Raw genomic sequence first — 18520 nt, forward strand, 5'->3', positions numbered from 1 at the left:
GGTAGTACAGGTGAACCAAACCGAAGAAGGTCCGATCACGATCGCCATCGTCGACGATCACCGGATGCTCCTGGCTGCGCTCACCGAATGGATCAGGAGCGCCGCTGACGACATCGAGATGGTCGCCGCCGTCGCCACGTGGCCCGAACTGCTCACGCACGAGCGGTTCCCGGTCGATGTCGTGCTGCTCGACCTGGACCTCAAAGACAACATCCCGGTGTCGATCAAGCTGCAGGCCCTCAAGGCCGCAGGGGTGCGCACCATGCTGATGAGCGCGTACTCCGACCCGAATGTGGTGCGGGAGGCGCTCGCCGCCGGCGCTCAGGGCTACATCGTGAAGAGCGAGACGGCCGACATGATCGTCGAGGCGATCCGCACGGCGATGCGCGGAGATTCGTTCATCTCCGAGGAGCTCGATGTGGCCCTCAGCCAGACCACCACCGGATCCCCGAAGCTGAGCGCGCAGGAGCGTCGCGTGATGGCGCTGTACGGTGCGGGCGAGCCTGTCAAGTCGGTCGCGTTCAAGCTCGGCATCTCCGACGAGACGGCGAAGAGCTACCTCAAGCGCATTCGCGAGAAGTACCGGGTCGCCGGCTTCGACGTGGGCACCAAGGTGGCGCTGCGCAAGCGCGCGATCCTCGACGGGATCCTGTTGCAGAACGACTGACCGTCAGCGGTCCTGGGCCTTCAGGGCGGCCTCCAGCCGCTCCACCTTGCCGGTCAGCTCGCCGGTGTGACCGGGACGGATGTCCGCCTTCAGCACCAGCGAGACGCGCGAGCCGAACGCGCCGACGGCATCGGTCGCGCGTCTGACCACATCGAACACCTCGTCCCAGTCACCCTCGATCGTGGTGAACATGGAGTCGGTGCGGTTCGGGAGTCCGGACTCGCGCACGACGCGGACGGCGGCAGCGACGGCGTCGTGCACCGAGTCGCCTTCCGTACCGGTTCCGCTGGGTGCGACGGAGAATGCGACGAGCATGATGGTTCCTTTCACTTGGCCTGATCGGGGAAGAGCTCCTCGACCGGCGGAGCGGTTGAGGCATCGGGCGGCGGCGCATTCACGCCGTCGGCGAGCGGCCAGGAGCCCGTCCTGGCCGCCTCTTCAGCGGCAGCGTGCGCGCGCTGCGGGTCGGCATCCCTCCTGCGCGCGCTCCCGGTGCGCCACAACGCGACGACCGCCCAGCCGAGCACCACGAACAGCATGATGTTGCGCGCTGTGACGGCCGCGATCATCCAGGCGTTGAGGTAGAGCACCTGCATGTACAGATACGGATAGAAAAGCTGGGTGAGCGCCGCCGTCACTGCGACGAGCACCGCAGGCGTGAGGAAACGACGGCCGGCCGTCAGGATGCCCAGGATGACCGGCACCGCCAGCCAGTCCACGTACTGCGGCGAGCCCACCTTGTTGAACGCGATGAGTGCCGTGACGATCGCCAGCGACAGCTGAGGCAGCACGAGGGCCGACGGCGCCTTGCGCACCACGGCGCGAACACCGATCAGGGCGATGATGATCACGGCGATCGCGAGAGCGGGCGTCATGGCCGCGCTCGTCGCGGTGATCCAGCGGCTTCCGGTGAGCTGGAACGTCAGAAGCTGCTGGTCGTAGTAGACGATGATGCCGGGCGCGTGCAGCGCAGCGGCCCAGAGCCACGGGGCACTGACCGGCGCCTCGATCTGAAGACCGCGACCGGTCTGCTGCGTCACGAAGCCGAACAGGTCGGATGCCCCGCCGAAGGCGACAGCCACGATCGAGATCACCGCGCTCGTGATGAGCACGTAGCCGGCCACGAGCCAGCGCCGCCGCATCGCGACCACGGCGGCCAGCACGATCCCGGCAGGCCACACCTTGATCCACGTCGCCACCGCGAGCAGCACGGACGCGACACGCGGCCTGGCTGCGAGCCACACCACTGCGACGATCGCGATCGCCACCGACACGGCATCCAGCCGGCCGACGGCGATCGGCCCGAGCAGGAGCAGGAACGCGAGCCACCACCAGGCAGCGTTCAGAGCACGACGGCGCCCGCGTGCCGTCAGGACGGCGAAGGCGATCACATCGAAGACGGTCACCATCGCGAGCCACGCGACCACGTAGTCGCCCGCGCCGGCGATCAGCGGGATGAGCACCGGCACCATGGCCAGAAGCGGATACACCCACGGCGCGGTCACACCCATGAATGCGTAGCCGTGCTGGGCGAGCTGCGCCCACGGCAGGTACACGATGGTGACGTCGCCGAGCGGCATGCCGTCGCCGAACAAGGCGAGCAGCCACAGGACCACGTGGACGAGCAGGAACGCACCCCAGAGCGCATACATGTTGCCCCTGATCCGCAGCAGCGCCCGCCCGCGACTCAGGGGGCCATTTCTGGGCTCGAGGCCCCGCTCGTCACCGGACGGCTCGTCGAAGGAATGGCCTGCGGCATCGGTCGCGGTGTCGGTCGCCATAGTGACTCATGCTATCGATCGGAGGTGTGCCGGCCCCGCGGGTCCTCGCCGCGCAGCGCACGACCGACGACCGACGGCATGGCCTCGGCGAGGTCGAGCGCCATCAGCGGGCCACCGTTGTGCGCGCCGACCACGGCCTTCGCCGCCGCTCCATGCAGGGCGGCCGCCGTCGCTGCCAGCGCCGCGAGTGCATCGTGTCCGTCCCGGGCGACGGCGTCAGCGTGTGTCGCCACGAGCGCGCCCAGGATGCCGCCCAGCACGTCGCCGCTCCCCGCCGTGGCCAGCCATCCGGCATCCGGTCCCGTCGAGACATCGATCGGGTCGCCTCCCGGAGCGGCCACGTGAGTGACGTGTCCCTTCAGCAGCACGGTGGCACCCGTGGCTTCGGCGGCGCGAACGGCCCAGGCACGGGCATCCGTTGCGATCTCGTCTGCGGATGCTGTCAGGCCGTGAGCCTCGAGCACCCTCGCGAGCTCTCGGTAATGGGGGGTGATCACGACGGGGCCTGCCGCCGAGCCGATGAGGTCGAGTGCGCCGGCGTCCACGACGGCGGGAACGTCCTGCTCGAGCGCGGAGTGCAGCCGGTGGGTGTTGGCGCGGTCGCGGTGCGCGGCATCCATTCCGGAGCCGAGGAGCCATGCCTGCACCCGGCCAGGGGCGGTCACCGTCTCAGGGCGGTGCTGCAGCACGAGACGCGCCGGAACGTCGTCGCCGACGTAGCGGACCATTCCGACCCCGGTGCGGGATGCCGCCTCTACGCCCAGTACCGCCGCGCCCGGGTATTCGTCCGACCCCGTCACGACGCCGAGCACTCCCCTGCTGTACTTGTCGTCCCCCACGCCGGGCACCGAGATCCACTGCTTGCAGTCCTTCAGCGACCAGCGCGCCCCCGACACCGATTCCCCGTCGTCGCTCATGCCTTCACGATAGGTTGGCAGACGTCCGACATGCACCCCAAGGAGAGCCGAGTGCAATGCGAGCTCGCTCGCATTGCCGAGGCCGACGCCGGGGTTGAGGCGCGTAGCGCCGATCACAGCCGAGGAGAGCCGAGTGTCCCTTTCGCTTCCAGGCCGAGTGGTCATCTTCGACTACGGCGAGGTCATCTCCCTCACGCCGACCGAGGCGGACCGCGAGGCACTCATCGAGATCGCCGACGTCGACCGGGACGCTTTCTGGGCGTCGTACTGGAAGCATCGCGCCGAGCTCGACCAGGGCACGCTGAGCATCCACGACTATTGGCGTCGGGTCGAGGCCGATACCGGCGCCCGCTGGTCGGAGAGCACCTTGCACCTGCTGTGGGTGACAGACTTCCGCGGCTGGCTCAGTGTCGACACCGGAACGATCGACGTGCTCGTCGACCTGCGCGACGGCGGCACGCGACTCGCCCTGCTGTCGAACGCCGGCGCCGATTTCGGCAGCTATTTCCGGCAGGGACTCATCGGATCGCTGTTCGAGCGCGTGTTCGTCTCCGGCGAGCTGCTGCTGGTGAAGCCGGATGCCGCGATCTTCCAGCATGTACTCGACGAACTGGGCGTCGCCGCCGCTGACGCCGTGTTCATCGACAACAAGCCCGAGAACGTCCTGGGCGCCGAGACGCTCGGCATCACCGGTCACGTCTTCACGAGCGCGAGCGGTCTGCGCGCGTTCCTCGAGTCGCTCGCGTAGGGCGGCTGGCGTTGCCCGGCCTGTTCGACCCGATCGAGGTGCGCGGAACGCGGCTGCGCAACCGCATCTTCACCGCGCCCATGTGCCAGTACTCCGTGATGCGCCGCGACGGGGTGCCTGCACCGTGGCACCTGGTGCACCTCGGCTCGATAGCGGCGGGCGGAAGCTCGCTGGTGATCGCCGAGGCGACAGCGGTGAGCCCTGAGGGACGCATCTCCGACCGCGACACCGGCATCTGGAACGACGAACAGGCGCACGCCTGGCGGCCCATCGCCGAGTTCATCGCATCCCAGGGCGCCGTGCCGGGTATCCAGCTGGCGCATGCCGGTCGCAAGGGCTCGACCTGGGCTCCGTGGGGCGAGGACGGCCGCCACGGCACGATCCCGCCGCGAGAGGGCGGGTGGCCGACGGTCGCACCGTCGGAGGTTCCGTACGAGGGCCTGGCCGTTCCGGGCGCCCTCGACTCCGAAGGCATCGACCGCATCGTCGGCGCATTCGCCGCGGCGGCCCGGCGAGCGGTGAATGCAGGCTTCGGCATGGTCGAGGTGCACGCGGCGCACGGCTACCTGCTGCACGAGTTCCTCTCGCCCGTGAGCAACTTCCGCACGGATGCGTACGGCGGCAGCCTCGAGAACCGGGCCCGGCCGCTTCTGCGGGTGGTGGCATCCGTTCGGGAGGCGATCGGCGACCTGCCGCTTTTCGTGCGGTTCTCGGCCAGCGACTGGGCGCCAACCGGCTGGGATGTGGATGCTTGCGCCACCGTCGCCCGCTGGTGTGCGGATGCCGGCGCCGACCTCTTCGACATCTCCTCCGGCGGCAACGTACCCGCGGAGATCCCGGTCGGCCCCGGCTACCAGGTGCCGTTCGCGGCCCGCATCAAGGAGCTCACCGGTCTGCCTGTGTCGGCGGTCGGGATCATCACGGAGCCACGGCAGGCATCCGCGGTCGTCTCCTCCGGGCAGGCGGATGCCGTCTCCCTCGCCCGCGAGTTGCTGCGAGATCCGCACTTCCCGTTGCGCGCTGCCCACGAACTCGGTGTCGACCTCGACTACTGGCCCGGCCCGTATCTCAGGGCCCGCTGGCGCTGACGCCCGGCGGCGCATCCACGTCGTCACGACCGCCGCGTAGCGTCCTGCACTTCCCCCACGAGCTCCTCGATGATGTCTTCGAGGAACACGACGCCGAGCGTCTCGTCGTCCTGTCCGACGGTGCGGCCGACGTGTCCTCCGGAGCGGCGCATCACGGCGAGCGCGTCTTCGATGTCGGATTCGGGTTCCAACGGCACGAGCCTGCGGAATCGCCACGCGGGAATCGGTTCGTTGTACCCGTCGCGTTCGAGGTCGAGCACGTCCTTGAGGTGCACGTATCCGATCGGCTCGCCGGTGGAGTCCACGATCACGTAGCGGGAGAAGCCGTGCTTCGCCACAGCGCGGTCGACATCCGACGGAGTCGCCGTCTCGGGAAGGCACACGAGCGTCTGCAGGTCGAGTGCGACATCCGTCACCTTCTTGGCGGAGAACTCGAAGGCGTTGCTGAGCGTGCCGGTGCGGTCGGTGAGCACGCCTTCCCTGGTGGACTGGTCGACGATGGTCGCCACCTCGTCGAGGGTGAACGTGCTGACGGCTTCGTTCACGGGCTTGACGCCGAAGATGCGCACGATGCCGTTCGCCATGGCGTTCAGCGCGGCGACGATGGGTTTGAGCACGCGAGCGATGCCGACCAGCGGAGGGGCCAGCAACAGCGCGGCCCTGTCCGGAAGCGAGAACGACAGGTTCTTGGGCACCATCTCGCCGAAGACGACGTGCAGGAACGTGACCAGCACGAGCGCGATGCCGAACGCGATGCCGGCGATCCAGTCATCCGATAATCCGGTGAGTTTCAGGGGCGCCTCGAGCACGTGGTGGATGGCCGGCTCGGAGACGTTGAGGATCAGCAGCGAGCAGACGGTGATGCCGAGCTGGGTCGTGGCCAGCATGAGCGTCGCGTGCTCCATAGCCCAGAGCGCGGTGCGAGCGGCACGGCCGCCGTGCTCGGCCTTCGGTTCGATCTGCGAGCGGCGCGCCGACATGACGGCGAACTCCGCGCCGACGAAGAATGCGTTGCCCGCCAGGAGCACGAAGAGCAGCAGGATGCCCACCCAGTCAGGCACGGTCCGCCTCCTGCCCATGCTCGGAGGCGTGCTCCGTCGACCTGGCCGCATTCCGGCGCTCGGTGTAGCGAGCCGGATCGGTGTCGGGGTCGGGAGTGAACCTCAGCCGGTCCACGCGTCTGCCGTCGAGGCGCTCGACACGCAGCGTTCCGCCGTCGACGTGCACCTCGTCGCCGACGACCGGCAGCCGGTCGAGCTCGTTCATCACATACCCGGCGACCGTCTCGTACGGCCCCTCCTCCGGAATCTCGATGCCGGTGCGATCCTCCAGTTCGTCGGGTCGGAGCATCCCGGAGATCGTGATCGATCCGGCGCCGCGCACGATGTCCGCTCGAGCACGGTCGTGCTCGTCCGCCACATCGCCGACAAGCTCTTCGACGAGGTCCTCCAATGTGGCGACGCCGGCCGTTCCGCCGTACTCGTCGACCACGACGGCCATCTGATAACCCTTGCCGCGCAACTCGCCGAGCAGGGTGTCGAGGGTCATCGTCTCCGGCACGCGCACCGCGTCCGTCTGCAGAGCGGATGCCGGCACGAGCGGCCTGCGCTGGATGGGCACCGCGACCGCCTGCTTCACGTGCACGATGCCGACGATGTCGTCGATGTCGTCATCGATCACAGGGAACCGCGAGAACCCGGTGCGTCGCGCGAGTGCGAGAACCTCGGTGGCGGGATCGGACCGATGTACGCTCGCGACGCGAGGCCGCGGAGTCATGACGTCGGATGCCGTGTGCTCGGAGAACCGCAGCGTGCGGCCGAGCAGAGTGGCAGTGTCCGATTCCAGCAGCCCCGCGCTCGCGGAGCGTCGCACGAGGGATGCCAGCTCTTCGGCACTGCGTGCGCCGGAGAGCTCTTCCTTCGGCTCGACCCCGAACGAACGCAGCACCCCGTTGGCGCTGGCGTTGAGCACGAACACGGCCGGACGGAACACCGTGGTGAACACGGTCTGGAAGGGGATGACGACCTTCGCCGTCGCACGTGGCAGGGCGAGCGCGAAACCCTTCGGTACGAGCTCGCCGAGGATCATCGACACGAGTGTGGCGACCAGGATGCCCACGACCGTGCCGATCGGCGGCACCGCGGCACCCGGAAGCCCGATCGACTCCAGCGGCACGGTCAGCAGCGATGAGATGGACGGCTCCATGAGGTAGCCGGTGAGCAGCGTCGTGAGCGTGATGCCGAGCTGCGCACTGGAGAGATGCGTCGAGGTGATCTTGAGAGCGGCGATCGTCATCGCCAGCCGCGTCTCGCCGCGCTTCCGCCGCGCCTCCAGATCGGCCCTGTCGAGGTTCACCAGCGCGAATTCGCTGGCGACGAAGAACCCTGTGCCGACGGTGAGCACCAGGCCGGCGACGAGCATGAGCCATTCCGTCACGGTCGTCACCGCCTCCGGCCGCGCCACTCACCGGCACTCGACGCCCGGTGACTCGACAACGTGGGCGAACTGGCAGAAGGAGGGTCGTCCATTGTCTTCGAAAGTATACCGGCGGGCATCCGGCTGCCCCGGCTCCCGCGCGCTCCCGGCCCGAGCGGCCGTCCCTTCTCGAGGCGCTACACCTTCCGGCATCCGCTACACGAAGTTTCAGTAGCGGATGCCGGAAGGTGTAGCGGATGCCGGAAGGTGTAGCGGATGCCGGCTTCTGTGACGCAAGCCGGCCCTGTCGTCCTGTCCGTCCCCAGGTCAGCGAGATCGCTCCGCTTCCACAGTGCTACGTCGCTCGAGGCGAAACCGCCGCCGAGTCAGACACCATGCGGGACATGTCTCCGACCGACTCAACGTCTCTGACGATCGTTCGACGCCGCGAGCAACTCGACCCGGTGGACGATCGCCGTCGTCGGCGCTCGGTCGCGTCGGGCGTATGGTTCCGCGTGGCTTCCGGCAGCTACGTCCGCACGGCCGAATGGCGTGTGCTAAGCCCCATCGAGCAGCACCGGGTACGCGTGAGCGAAGCACTGCGGCGCATCCAGCCGGGTGCGGTGATCTCTCATAGGGCCGCCGCCGCACACCACGACATCGATGTGCTCGGCGCTTGGCCGGATTACGTCGACGTCATCGTTGATCACGCTTCCGGCGGTCGGTCAACGGGCGCGATTCGTCGGCACGCAACGGGCCTCGCCGGCGTACAGCGAGAATCGCTGGGGGACCACGAGGTGACCACGCCGGCTCAGACCGCACTCGATCTGGCTCGCACGCTCCCGTTCGTCGTCGCGGTGACGGCCGTCGACCAGGCGATCTGGACGGGGCGGCCAGGCGGCGCTCTGGCGACCCTCGAGGAGATCGCCGGGCTCCTGGATGTCAATCGACCGCGGCGCGGAGACGCTCAGGCGCGGCGGGTTCTTGCATTCGCCAACCCGGAGTCGTCGAACGTGCGCGAGTCACAGAACTTCGTCGTCGTCGTGTCTCTCGGGTTTCCCCGACCGCTCGTGCAGTATCGGCGCATCCTCCGCAGCGGTCGGCTCGCGATCGCCGACCTCTATTTCGAGGAGCAGGACCACTGGTGCGAGATCGACGGCCACGGCAAGTACCTCAGCCCGGAGTTCGGAGCGGAGCGCGATCCCGCTCAGATCGTGATCGACGAGAAGAACCGGGAGAACGAGATCCGCCGCGAGGTCCGCGGCTTTTCCCGTTGGGAGGCGATGGATGCCGACCGGCCGCGAGACATCTACGACATCCTCACCCAAGACGGCCTTCGCTCATTCAAGCCGCGGCCTTGATGATGCTTGGCGCTACATATATCGGCATCCGCCACAGAAATCAGCATCCGCCACAGGAAAATTCTGTGGCGGATGCCGATACGTGTAGCGCGAAGGCTCGCACCGACAGCACCGGCACTACCAGCTGACCGGCAGCGCCTTGCCCTCCTCGTACCCGGCGGCGGACTGGATGCCCACCAGGGCCCGGTCGTGGAACTGCTTCAGCGTGCGCGCGCCCGCGTAGGTGAACGAGCTGCGCAGACCGGTCGTGATCATGTCGAGCAGGTCCTCCACGGAAGGGCGCAACGGGTCGAGGTAGATGCGCGAGCTCGAGATGCCCTCCGCGAACAGCTCCTTGCGGGCGCGCTCGTACGGGTCCAGTCGCTCGAAGCGCTGCTGAACCGCCTTGGTCGACGCCATCCCCCAGCTCTCCTTGTAGAGCCTGCCGGTCTCATCCGTCTGAAGGCGCCCTGGCGCCTCGACCGTGCCCGCGAACCAGGATCCGATCATGACGGATGCTCCGCCCGCGGCGAGCGCGAGCGCCACGTCGCGCGGGTACCGCACGCCGCCGTCCGCCCAGACGTGCGCGCCGAGCTCGCGTGCCGTCTCCGACGTCTCGAGCACAGCGGAGAACTGCGGCCGCCCGACCGCCGTCATCATCCGCGTCGTGCACATCGCGCCAGGACCGACGCCGACCTTGAGGATGTCTGCACCCGCCGAGACGAGGTCGCGCACCGCCTGGTCGGTCACGACGTTGCCGGCCGCGATCGGAACACCGAGGTGGAGCTTCGCGACGGCATGAATGGCCCGCCGCATTCCGTCCTGGTCGCCGTGCGCCGTGTCGAGCACCAGCACGTCGACGCCCGACGACACCAACGCACGTGCCCGGCCCGTGACGTCGCCGTTGATGCCGATCGCGGCGGCCACGCGGAGCCTGCCGTGTGCATCCAGCGCCGGCTGATAGATGGTGGAGCGCAGCGCACTCGTACGGCTCAGGGTGCCGACCACACGACCGTGATCGAGCACCGGCGCGAAATCCAGGTCGGCCGCCTCGAGCAGATCGAACGCCGCACGGGCATCCGGAACGTCTTCGGCATCGATCGAGGGAAGCGATCCGTGCAGCAACTCGCCCAGGCGTGCGTCGGGAAGCGCGGCTGCCAGGTCGCGGGCGGCGAGGCATCCGATGTACTTGCCGGTGTCATCGTGCAGAACAATGCCGCGACCGGGCAGTGGTGGCACGACGGTGAGCGCCTTCTCGACGGTCTCGTCCGGGCTCATCGCGAACGGCGAGTCGAAAACCGTCGGCTGCGTCTTCACCCAATCGATGGCCGCTTCGAGATCCTGCGGATGCATGTCCTGCGGCAGTACGCCGAGCCCTCCCCGCCTGGCGAGCGTTGCTGCAAGGCGCGGCCCGGTGACGGAGTTCATGTTGGCGGAGACGATGGGGATGCTCGCGCCTGTCCCGTCCTCGGGAGCGAGTGAGACATCCAGGCGGCTTGTCACATTCGAGCGGCTGGGCACCAGGAACACGTCCGAGTAGGTCAGGTCGTGCGTCGGCGCCGTTCCATAGAACTGCATGGAGCCAACGTTATGCGGTGCCCGAGCGGGCCGCACTGGCCCGCTCGACGTGTTGCCAGCACTGCTGGGGATCCACCGGATCGTCGTTCCAAGCCCGCCGCGCGGGCAGACGCGGCACTGAGACGATTCGATTAGGCTTGATCCCTGGCCGGAACGGCCGTCGTATGTGCCCTCAGCGACTGCTGTTCCGCTGCAGATTGCCATCAACGAAGAGAGTGGGCGAAACGGCTGTGTCGAGCCAGTTGACCGGTGTAGGAACAGACGAGGGAGCGTCAGGAGAATTCGGAGCCAACGAGTGGCTCGTCGACGAACTGTACGAGCAGTACATCGCCGACAAGAACTCGGTGGACAAGTCCTGGTGGCCCATTCTCGAGACCTACACGCCCGGCAAGAGCGCCGTGGCCACTCCCGAAACGGAATCCGACGGCATCGCTGAAACCGCCGCGGCGCAGGCTCCCGCTGCTGCGCCGCAGCAGACCGTAGCCCCGCAGGCTCCGGCAGTGCCTCAGCCGCCGGCCGCGGCACCGGCCGAGCCCACGGCGGTGCCCGCTCAGGCTCCGACCGCGGAAGCTCCCGCCGCACCCGCTCCCACGCAGCCGGTCGCCCGCACCACCTCGATCGCGCCACGTCCGGCACCCGTGCCCGCCGACGCGCCGGTCACCGCGCCGCAGGGCGTCGTGCGCGAGGGCGAAGAGGCTCCTGTGGAGCCGAAGCCGGTCGTCACGCCGCTTCGCGGCATGGCCAAGACGTTGGCCACCAACATGGATGCCAGCCTCACCGTGCCGACGGCGACGAGCGTTCGCACCATCCCGGCGAAGCTGATGATCGACAACCGCATCGTCATCAACAACCACCTCGGACGCACGCGCGGCGGCAAGGTCAGCTTCACGCACCTCATCGGCTGGGCGCTCATCCAGGCGCTCAAGGACTTCCCGAGCCAGAACGTCTATTACGACGTCGTGGACGGCAAGCCGTCGGTGGTCTCCCCCGCGCACATCGGTCTCGGCATCGCCATCGACCTGCCCAAGCCCGACGGCTCGCGCGCCCTGCTGGTTCCGGCGATCAAGCGTGCGGAGTCGCTGACGTTCGGCGAGTACCTCGCCGCCTACGAAGACCTCGTGAAGCGCGCCAGGGCCAACAAGCTGACGGCCGATGACTTCAGCGGCGCGAGCATCTCGCTCACCAATCCGGGCGGCATCGGCACCGTGCACTCCGTGCCGCGCCTGATGAAGGGCCAGGGCTGCATCATCGGCGCTGGCGCTCTCGAGTATCCGGCTGAGTTCCAGGGCTCGTCACTGAAGACCCTCACCACGCTCGGCGTCGGCAAGACCATCACGCTGACCAGCACTTACGACCACCGAGTCATCCAGGGCGCGGGATCCGGTGAGTTCCTGAAGGTCGTGCATGAGCTGCTCATCGGCCAGCGCGACTTCTACGAGGACATCTTCGCCGCGCTGCGCATCCCCTACGACCCGATTCACTGGGCCGAGGACATCAGCGTCGACCTGGCCAGTTCGGTCGACAAGACCGCGCGAGTGCAGGAGCTGATCAACTCGTTCCGGGTGCGCGGCCACTTGATGGCCGACATCGATCCGCTGGAGTACAAGCAGCGCACCCACCCCGACCTCGACATCGCCACCCACGGCCTCACGTTCTGGGACCTCGACCGGCAGTTCGTCACCGGACGTTTCGGGGGCGACAAGCGCACCATGCTGCTGCGCGACATCCTCGGCGTGCTGCGCGACTCGTACTGCCGCACAGTGGGCATCGAGTACATGCACATCCAGGACCCGGCGCAGCGCAAGTGGATCCAGGATCACGTCGAGGTGCCTTACGAGAAGCCGACGCACGACGAGCAGCTGCGCATCCTGGGCAAGCTGAACGAGGCGGAGGCGTTCGAGACGTTCCTGCAGACGAAGTACGTCGGGCAGAAGCGATTCAGTCTCGAGGGCGGCGAGTCGACCATCGCGCTTCTGGATGCCGTGTTGCAGGAGGCCGCGCAGGACGGACTCGACGAGGTGGCCATCGGCATGGCGCACCGCGGCCGTCTCAACGTGCTCACCAACATCGCGGGCAAGACGTACGGCCAGATCTTCCGCGAGTTCGAGGGAGCCCTGGACCCGCGGACCGTAGGCGGATCCGGCGACGTGAAGTACCACCTCGGCACCGAGGGCACCTTCACGGGCGCCAACGGCGAGGAGATCGCGGTGTACCTGGCCGCCAACCCGTCCCACCTCGAGGTGGTCGATGGCGTGCTGGAGGGCATCACCCGCGCGAAGCAGGATCGCCGCCCGGCCGGCACGTTCCTCACCCTGCCGATCCTCATCCACGGCGATGCCGCGATGGCCGGCCAGGGCGTCGTCATCGAGACGATGCAGATGTCGCAGCTGCGGGCATACCGCACGGGCGGCACCATCCACATCAACATCAACAATCAGGTCGGGTTCACCACCCCGCCGAGCGAGGGCCGTTCGTCGGTGTACGCGACCGATGTCGCGAAGGCGATCCAGGCGCCGATCTTCCACGTGAACGGCGACGACCCCGAGGCCGTCGTGCGGGTGGGCCAGCTGGCCTTCCAGTTCCGGCAGGAGTTCAAGAAAGACGTCGTCATCGACCTCATCTGCTACCGCCGCCGCGGGCACAACGAGGGCGACGACCCGTCGATGACGCAGCCGCTGATGTACAACCTCATCGAGGCGAAGCGCTCCGTGCGCCGCCTGTACACCGAGGCGCTGGTCGGCCGCGGCGACATCTCCGAGGAGGAGTACGAGCAGGCGCACAAGGACTTCCAGGAGCGCCTGGAGCGTGCGTTCGCCGAGACCCACGCAGCGCAGACCGGTTCCATCCCCGTCGTCTCCGGCGACCCGGATGCCATCAACGATCTGGAGCGCCCGGACTCGCAGCAGGATGCCGCGCGCGGCGAACTGGCGACGACCGGCGTCTCGGATGCGGTCATCCAGACCATCGGGCAGGCGTTCGACAACCCGCCCGCCGGTTTCACCGTGCACGCCAAGCTGAAGCAGCTTCTCGGCAAGCGCGTGGAGATGACGAAGAACGGCGGCATCGACTGGGCCATGGGCGAGCTGCTCGCGCTCGGCTCGCTGCTGCTGGAGGGCACGCCGGTGCGTCTGGTCGGCCAGGACTCGCGCCGAGGCACGTTCGTGCAGCGCCAGGCGGTTCTGCACGACCGGGTGAATGGCCAGGAATGGCTGCCGCTGGCCAACCTCAGCGACAACCAGGCGAAGTTCTGGATCTACGACTCGCTGCTCAGCGAATACGCCGCGATGGGCTTCGAGTACGGCTACTCCGTGGAGCGGCCGGATGCCCTGGTGGCCTGGGAGGCGCAGTTCGGCGACTTCGCCAACGGCGCCCAGACGGTGATCGACGAGTTCATCTCCTCGGCCGAGCAGAAGTGGGGTCAGCGATCCTCCCTGGTGCTGCTGCTCCCGCACGGCTACGAGGGTCAGGGCCCCGACCACTCGTCGGCGCGCATCGAGCGCTATCTCCAGATGTGCGCCGAGGACAACATGACGGTCGCGCGCCCCTCGACGCCGGCGTCGTACTTCCACCTGCTGCGCCGACAGGCCTATTCACGCCCGCGCCGACCGCTCATCGTGTTCACCCCGAAGGCGATGCTGCGTCTGCGGGGCGCGACGAGCGAGGTGTCCGAATTCACCTCGGGCTCGTTCCGTCCGGTGATCGACGATCCGCGCGGCGGCGACAAGAACGCGGTGAAGCGTGTGCTGCTCATGGCCGGCAAGGTCTATTACGACGTCAAGACGGAGCTCGACAAGAACCCTGACGACCGCGTCGCGCTGGTGCGGGTCGAGCAGTACTACCCGTTCCCGGGCGACGAGCTGAAGTCGGCGCTGGCCTCGTATCCGAATGCCGAGTTCTTCTGGCTGCAGGACGAGCCGGAGAACCAGGGCGCCTGGATCTACATGGCACTGTCGGCAGCGAAGGCGGGGCTGCCGCCGTTCGGCGTCTTCTCGCGCGCCGCGTCCGCATCGCCGGCAACCGGCTCGGCCAAGCGCCACGCCCAGGAGCAGTCCGACCTGATCAAGCGCTCCCTCACGCTCTGACCGCTCAACCACAGAAAGGGGGACCGCGCCGAACGGCCGCGGTCCCCCTTCTTTAACCCCTCACGCGAAGAGCGAGCAGGCCCTTATGGGATATGCCGGGCGCAGGCGTGCCTCGCCCGAGAGACTGGGCCCCCGTCGCCGCTTGCGGACGAGGCTCGAAGCGCATCGTCCGGCCGAGCGATAGGGAGCATTGGGTCTGACACGTGCACGGCAAAGCGGCTCGGGCATCCGTCTTTCAGGAGCTGGCATCGGGTCTGGCGGGAGCGACGCGAAGCGCCGCAGGGGCATGTCTCCTGAAAGACGGATGCCCGTGCCGCGCACCCTCACAGATGAGTCGACTGAATGCTCCGCAGTCGCGCCAGTACCTGCACGCGCAGTTCCTCCGGTGCTGTCTCCTTGCACGCCCGCTGCACGACTTCGGTGAGCACCATGCCCACGTGCACCTCGCCCTGGCAGTCGCTGCAGTTCTCCAGGTGCTCGCGGATGTCCGCGGCATCGTCCGCCTGCAGCTCGTGGTGCAGGTATTCCTCGATGTCCTTCTTGGCCTTGTCGCAGCCGCAGTCGCTCATGTGGTGCTCCCGGTGTTGTTCACGGCGTCGGCCTTGTCGTTTCGGACAGCACTGTCGTTCCTGACAGCGCTGAGGCCGCGTTCGTGCGCGTAGTCCGTCAACAGCTCCCGGAGCATCCGCCTGCCACGATGCAGACGGCTCATCACGGTGCCGATCGGTGTCTTCATGATGTCGGCGATCTCCTGGTAGGAGAAGCCCTCGACGTCGGCGAGATACACCGCGAGGCGAAAGTCCTCGGGGATCGCCTGCAGTGCGTCCTTCACGTCGGAGTCGGGGAGGTGATCGATCGCCTCCGCCTCGGCCGAACGCGATGTCGCCGACGTGGCGGATGCAGCGCCGCCGAGCTGCCAGTCCTCGAGCTCGTCGATCGGGTTCTGGTACGGTTCGCGCTGCTTCTTGCGGTATGTGTTGATGAAGGTGTTCGTCAGGATGCGGTACAGCCAGGCCTTCAGGTTCGTGCCCTGCTTGAACTGACCGAACGCCGCGTACGCCTTGACGAACGTCTCTTGCACGAGGTCTTGCGCATCCGCCGGGTTGCGCGTCATGCGCAACGCCGCTGCGTACAGCTGGTCCATGAACGGGAGCGCCTGCTCTTCGAACAGCGCGCCGACGTCCTGGGTTGATTCGTCGCGCGTGTTTTCCTCGTGTGGAGTCGACATCACGGCCCAGTCTAGGCCGGGCCGCGTCGTGCGAAGGCCGCGCTGAAGGGTCACGGGGCGGAGCGACGGGGTCGTCAGCGTGGCTTCGAGCAGCGCCTGGGCCATCCGTGCATTCACCTCCGCGTCGTCCGGTCGATCGATACTCTTGACAAGCGATGTTGATCTCGAAATATTCCGCCCCGGACTTCGATCCCTACGGCGACAAGAAACCTGAGGAACCGGATGCGCTCTGGCCGGCACCCACGGCGGCCGGTCCCCTGCGAGCGCGCCTCGCCATGCCCGGCTCGAAGTCCATCACGAACCGGGAGCTCGTACTGTCGGCCCTTGCGGATGCCCCATCGCTGCTGCGTGCGCCCCTGCACTCCCGCGACAGCGCGAACATGATCGGCGCTCTGCGTGCCCTCGGCACCCGCATCGAGGAGCGCGAGGGCGCGGGCTCGTTCGGTCCCGATCTTCTCGTCATGCCCGGCGAACTCACCGGGAGCACCACGATCGATTGCGGACAGGCCGGCACCGTCATGCGCTTCGTGCCCCCAGTCGCCGCGCTGGCGCTCGGCCCGACCACGTTCGACGCAGACGATTCCGCACGCGGGCGTCCCATGGGCGGCATCGTCGCAGCTCTGCGTGCCCTGGGCGTCGATATCGACGACGATGGCCGCGGCGGGCTCCCCTTCACCGTGCACGGTACGGGCCGCGTTGCCGGGGGCGCGATCGAGATCGATGCGTCGGCATCCAGCCAGTTCGTCTCGGCGCTGCTGCTGTCGGCCGCGCGCTTCGACGCGGGCCTCCGGCTCACGCACGTCGGCGACCGGCTGCCGAGCCTTCCGCACATCGAGATGACGATCGACGCTCTCGGGCATCGAGGGGTGGCGGTACAGAGCCCCGGAGTGGGCGAATGGATCGTCGAACCCGGCTCGATCGGCGGCCGTGAGGTCGACATCGAGCCGGACCTCTCCAACGCCGCACCGTTCCTCGCCGCCGCGCTCGTCACGGGCGGCAGCGTCACGGTGACCGGCTGGCCGGATGCCACGACGCAGGTCGGCGCTGACCTTGCAGGCATCCTTCCAGCGTTCGGCGCCGCAGTGGAGCGCGCGGACGGCGCCCTGACCGTTCACGGCGGAGATGGCATCCGCGGTGTCGAGCTGGACCTCACGACCGGAGGTGAACTCGCGCCCACCGTCGCTGCCCTGGCCGCCCTAGCGGACTCACCCAGCACCATCACCGGGATCGGGCACATCCGTCACCACGAGACGGACCGGCTCGCCGCACTGGCGGCCGAGATCCGCTCGCTCGGCGGCGAGGTGGACGAACTGGACGACGGGCTACACGTTACGCCACGCCCCCTGCACGGCGGCGTCTGGCACAGCTACGAGGACCACCGCATGTCGACCAGCGGTGCCCTCATCGGGCTGGCTGTGCCGGGTATTCGGATCGAGAACGTCGAGGCGACGCACAAGACGCTGCCGCAGTTCACCGAGTTGTGGCAGGCGATGGTCGGCCGCGCCGTCGTCTCCGACGCCCGGCCGGCGACGTGAGCGGAGTGCACGCCGCGTGAGCTGGTGGGAGACGGACGACGACGAGGATGAGCCGTACGGCGAGTACGACGAGTCGTCGGTGCGTGTCCGGCCCAACCCGAAGGGAAACCGTCCTCGCACGAAGACCCGCCCGGAGCACGAGGACGCCGTCGTCGGCCGTGTGCTGGGCGTCGACCGTGGCCGCTACACCGTGTTGGTCGACGAGGGCACACCGGACGAGCACGAAGCGACAGCCGCCCGGGCGAGCGAGCTGCGCAAGCAGGCCGTCGTCACCGGGGACCGCGTCGACTTGGTCGGAGACGCCACAGGCGATGAGGGGACGCTGGCCCGCATTGTGCGCATCCGCGACCGCGCCACGCTGTTGCGGCGCAGCGCGGACGACACGGATGCCGTGGAGCGCATCGTCGTTGCCAACGCCGACCAGATGCTCATCGTTGTGTCTGCCGCCAACCCGGAGCCGCGAACCCGGCTGGTCGATCGGTATCTCGTGGCGGCGTACGACGCCGGCATCGCTCCCCTGCTCGTGGTCACCAAGACGGATCTCGCCGACCCGGCTCCGTTCCTCGCGAACTTCGCCGGGCTCGATCTGCCCGTGTTCCTCAGCTCGGCCGCCGGGGCGCCGGACCGACGAGCTGGCGACCCGCAAACCGCCGAAGAGGCCGCCACGAGCGCCGTGGGCATCCCGCTCGACGACTTGTTCCTCGCGCTGGCCGGCCACGACACCGTCGCTGTAGGGCACTCGGGAGTGGGCAAGTCCACGCTCGTGAACGCGCTCGTGCCCGGCGCCGACCGCGCGACGGGTCACGTGAACGAGGTGACCGGTCGCGGGCGGCACACGTCGTCGTCGACGGTCTCTCTGAAGATGCGCTCGGCATACGGCGACGGCTGGATCATCGACACCCCGGGGGTTCGCTCGTTCGGACTGGGGCACGTCGATCCCGCCAACATCCTGCGAGCATTCACCGACCTGGCGGCGATCGCCGAGAACTGCCCGCGCGGCTGCACCCACCTCCCCGATGCGCCGGACTGCGCGATCATCGAGGCGGTGGATGCCGGCGAGCTCGGCGATCGAGGCCACGCACGCCTCGACTCCCTGCAGCGTCTGCTGGCGACGTTCCGCTGAGCAGGTCGCCGGTGGGTC

At 68.2% G+C, this 18520-nt stretch carries 15 protein-coding genes; 7 read left to right on the plus strand and 8 right to left on the minus strand.

From position 1 onward, the window contains the following. Positions 1-10: 10 nt before the first annotated feature. Entirely contained in the window at positions 11-667 is a 657-nt protein-coding gene (locus tag ACYVI5_RS03470) for a response regulator (RefSeq protein WP_460531218.1), read from the plus strand. A gap of 3 nt (positions 668-670) precedes the next feature. Here the strand turns inward: ACYVI5_RS03470 and ACYVI5_RS03475 are convergent, their stop codons facing one another. From ACYVI5_RS03475 to ACYVI5_RS03485, 3 genes are read right to left on the minus strand one after another with little or no spacing between them, the layout of a single operon-like run. After that, positions 671-982, minus strand: a complete 312-nt coding sequence (locus tag ACYVI5_RS03475; protein WP_460531215.1) for a thiamine-binding protein — start codon at positions 980-982, stop codon at positions 671-673. Positions 983-993: 11 nt separating this feature from the next. Then, positions 994-2448 (minus strand): hypothetical protein, encoded by a 1455-nt coding sequence (locus tag ACYVI5_RS03480; protein WP_460579002.1) that lies wholly within the window; start codon positions 2446-2448, stop codon positions 994-996. Between the two features lie 11 nt (positions 2449-2459). Next, on the minus strand, positions 2460-3365 hold the full coding sequence (locus ACYVI5_RS03485) for an ADP-dependent NAD(P)H-hydrate dehydratase (RefSeq protein ID WP_460579003.1): 906 nt from the start codon (positions 3363-3365) through the stop codon (positions 2460-2462). A gap of 133 nt (positions 3366-3498) precedes the next feature. Between ACYVI5_RS03485 and ACYVI5_RS03490 the strand changes: the two genes are divergently transcribed. Together ACYVI5_RS03490 and ACYVI5_RS03495 are read left to right on the plus strand one after the other, a co-directional pair. Beyond that, a complete protein-coding gene (locus ACYVI5_RS03490) occupies positions 3499-4113 on the plus strand; it encodes an HAD family hydrolase (RefSeq protein WP_460579004.1) in 615 nt (204 codons plus the stop codon). 11 nt (positions 4114-4124) lie between these two features. After that, positions 4125-5201: an NADH:flavin oxidoreductase/NADH oxidase gene (locus ACYVI5_RS03495; RefSeq protein ID WP_460579005.1), complete on the plus strand. Its 1077-nt coding sequence runs from the start codon at positions 4125-4127 to the stop codon at positions 5199-5201. Positions 5202-5224: 23 nt separating this feature from the next. Here ACYVI5_RS03495 and ACYVI5_RS03500 read toward each other — a convergent pair whose 3' ends face one another. Together ACYVI5_RS03500 and ACYVI5_RS03505 are read right to left on the minus strand one after the other, a co-directional pair. Beyond that, complete coding sequence (locus ACYVI5_RS03500; protein WP_460579006.1) at positions 5225-6280, minus strand: hemolysin family protein; 1056 nt, start codon at positions 6278-6280, stop codon at positions 5225-5227. After that, a complete protein-coding gene (locus tag ACYVI5_RS03505) occupies positions 6255-7622 on the minus strand; it encodes a hemolysin family protein (RefSeq protein ID WP_460579216.1) in 1368 nt (455 codons plus the stop codon). Before ACYVI5_RS03505 ends, ACYVI5_RS03500 begins: the two co-directional genes overlap by 26 nt. A 398-nt stretch (positions 7623-8020) precedes the next feature. On the opposite strand from ACYVI5_RS03505, the gene ACYVI5_RS03510 reads away from it, so the two are divergent. Next, positions 8021-8977 carry a hypothetical protein gene (locus tag ACYVI5_RS03510; RefSeq protein ID WP_460579007.1) on the plus strand — a complete coding sequence of 319 codons (957 nt, stop codon included), beginning with the start codon at positions 8021-8023 and terminating at the stop codon, positions 8975-8977. Between the two features lie 117 nt (positions 8978-9094). Here the strand turns inward: ACYVI5_RS03510 and guaB1 are convergent, their stop codons facing one another. Further along, complete coding sequence (guaB1, locus tag ACYVI5_RS03515; protein ID WP_460579008.1) at positions 9095-10534, minus strand: GuaB1 family IMP dehydrogenase-related protein; 1440 nt, start codon at positions 10532-10534, stop codon at positions 9095-9097. A 230-nt stretch (positions 10535-10764) separates the two neighbouring features. On the opposite strand from guaB1, the gene ACYVI5_RS03520 reads away from it, so the two are divergent. Continuing rightward, positions 10765-14616, plus strand: coding sequence for a multifunctional oxoglutarate decarboxylase/oxoglutarate dehydrogenase thiamine pyrophosphate-binding subunit/dihydrolipoyllysine-residue succinyltransferase subunit (locus ACYVI5_RS03520; RefSeq protein ID WP_460579217.1), 3852 nt, complete (start codon positions 10765-10767; stop codon positions 14614-14616). 323 nt (positions 14617-14939) lie between these two features. On the opposite strand, the gene rsrA is transcribed toward ACYVI5_RS03520, so the two are convergent. Together rsrA and ACYVI5_RS03530 are read right to left on the minus strand one after the other, a co-directional pair. Then, on the minus strand, positions 14940-15185 hold the full coding sequence (rsrA, locus tag ACYVI5_RS03525; protein WP_460531191.1) for a mycothiol system anti-sigma-R factor: 246 nt from the start codon (positions 15183-15185) through the stop codon (positions 14940-14942). Then, complete coding sequence (locus ACYVI5_RS03530) at positions 15182-15844, minus strand: sigma-70 family RNA polymerase sigma factor (protein ID WP_460579218.1); 663 nt, start codon at positions 15842-15844, stop codon at positions 15182-15184. Before ACYVI5_RS03530 ends, rsrA begins: the two co-directional genes overlap by 4 nt. Before the next feature lie 155 nt (positions 15845-15999). On the opposite strand from ACYVI5_RS03530, the gene aroA reads away from it, so the two are divergent. Then, positions 16000-17379, plus strand: a complete 1380-nt coding sequence (aroA, locus tag ACYVI5_RS03535; RefSeq protein WP_460579009.1) for a 3-phosphoshikimate 1-carboxyvinyltransferase — start codon at positions 16000-16002, stop codon at positions 17377-17379. Between the two features lie 16 nt (positions 17380-17395). After that, entirely contained in the window at positions 17396-18502 is a 1107-nt protein-coding gene (gene rsgA, locus ACYVI5_RS03540; RefSeq protein ID WP_460579010.1) for a ribosome small subunit-dependent GTPase A, read from the plus strand. Positions 18503-18520: the final 18 nt, after the last annotated feature.

It is taken from the genome of Humibacter ginsengisoli (assembly GCF_054780095.1).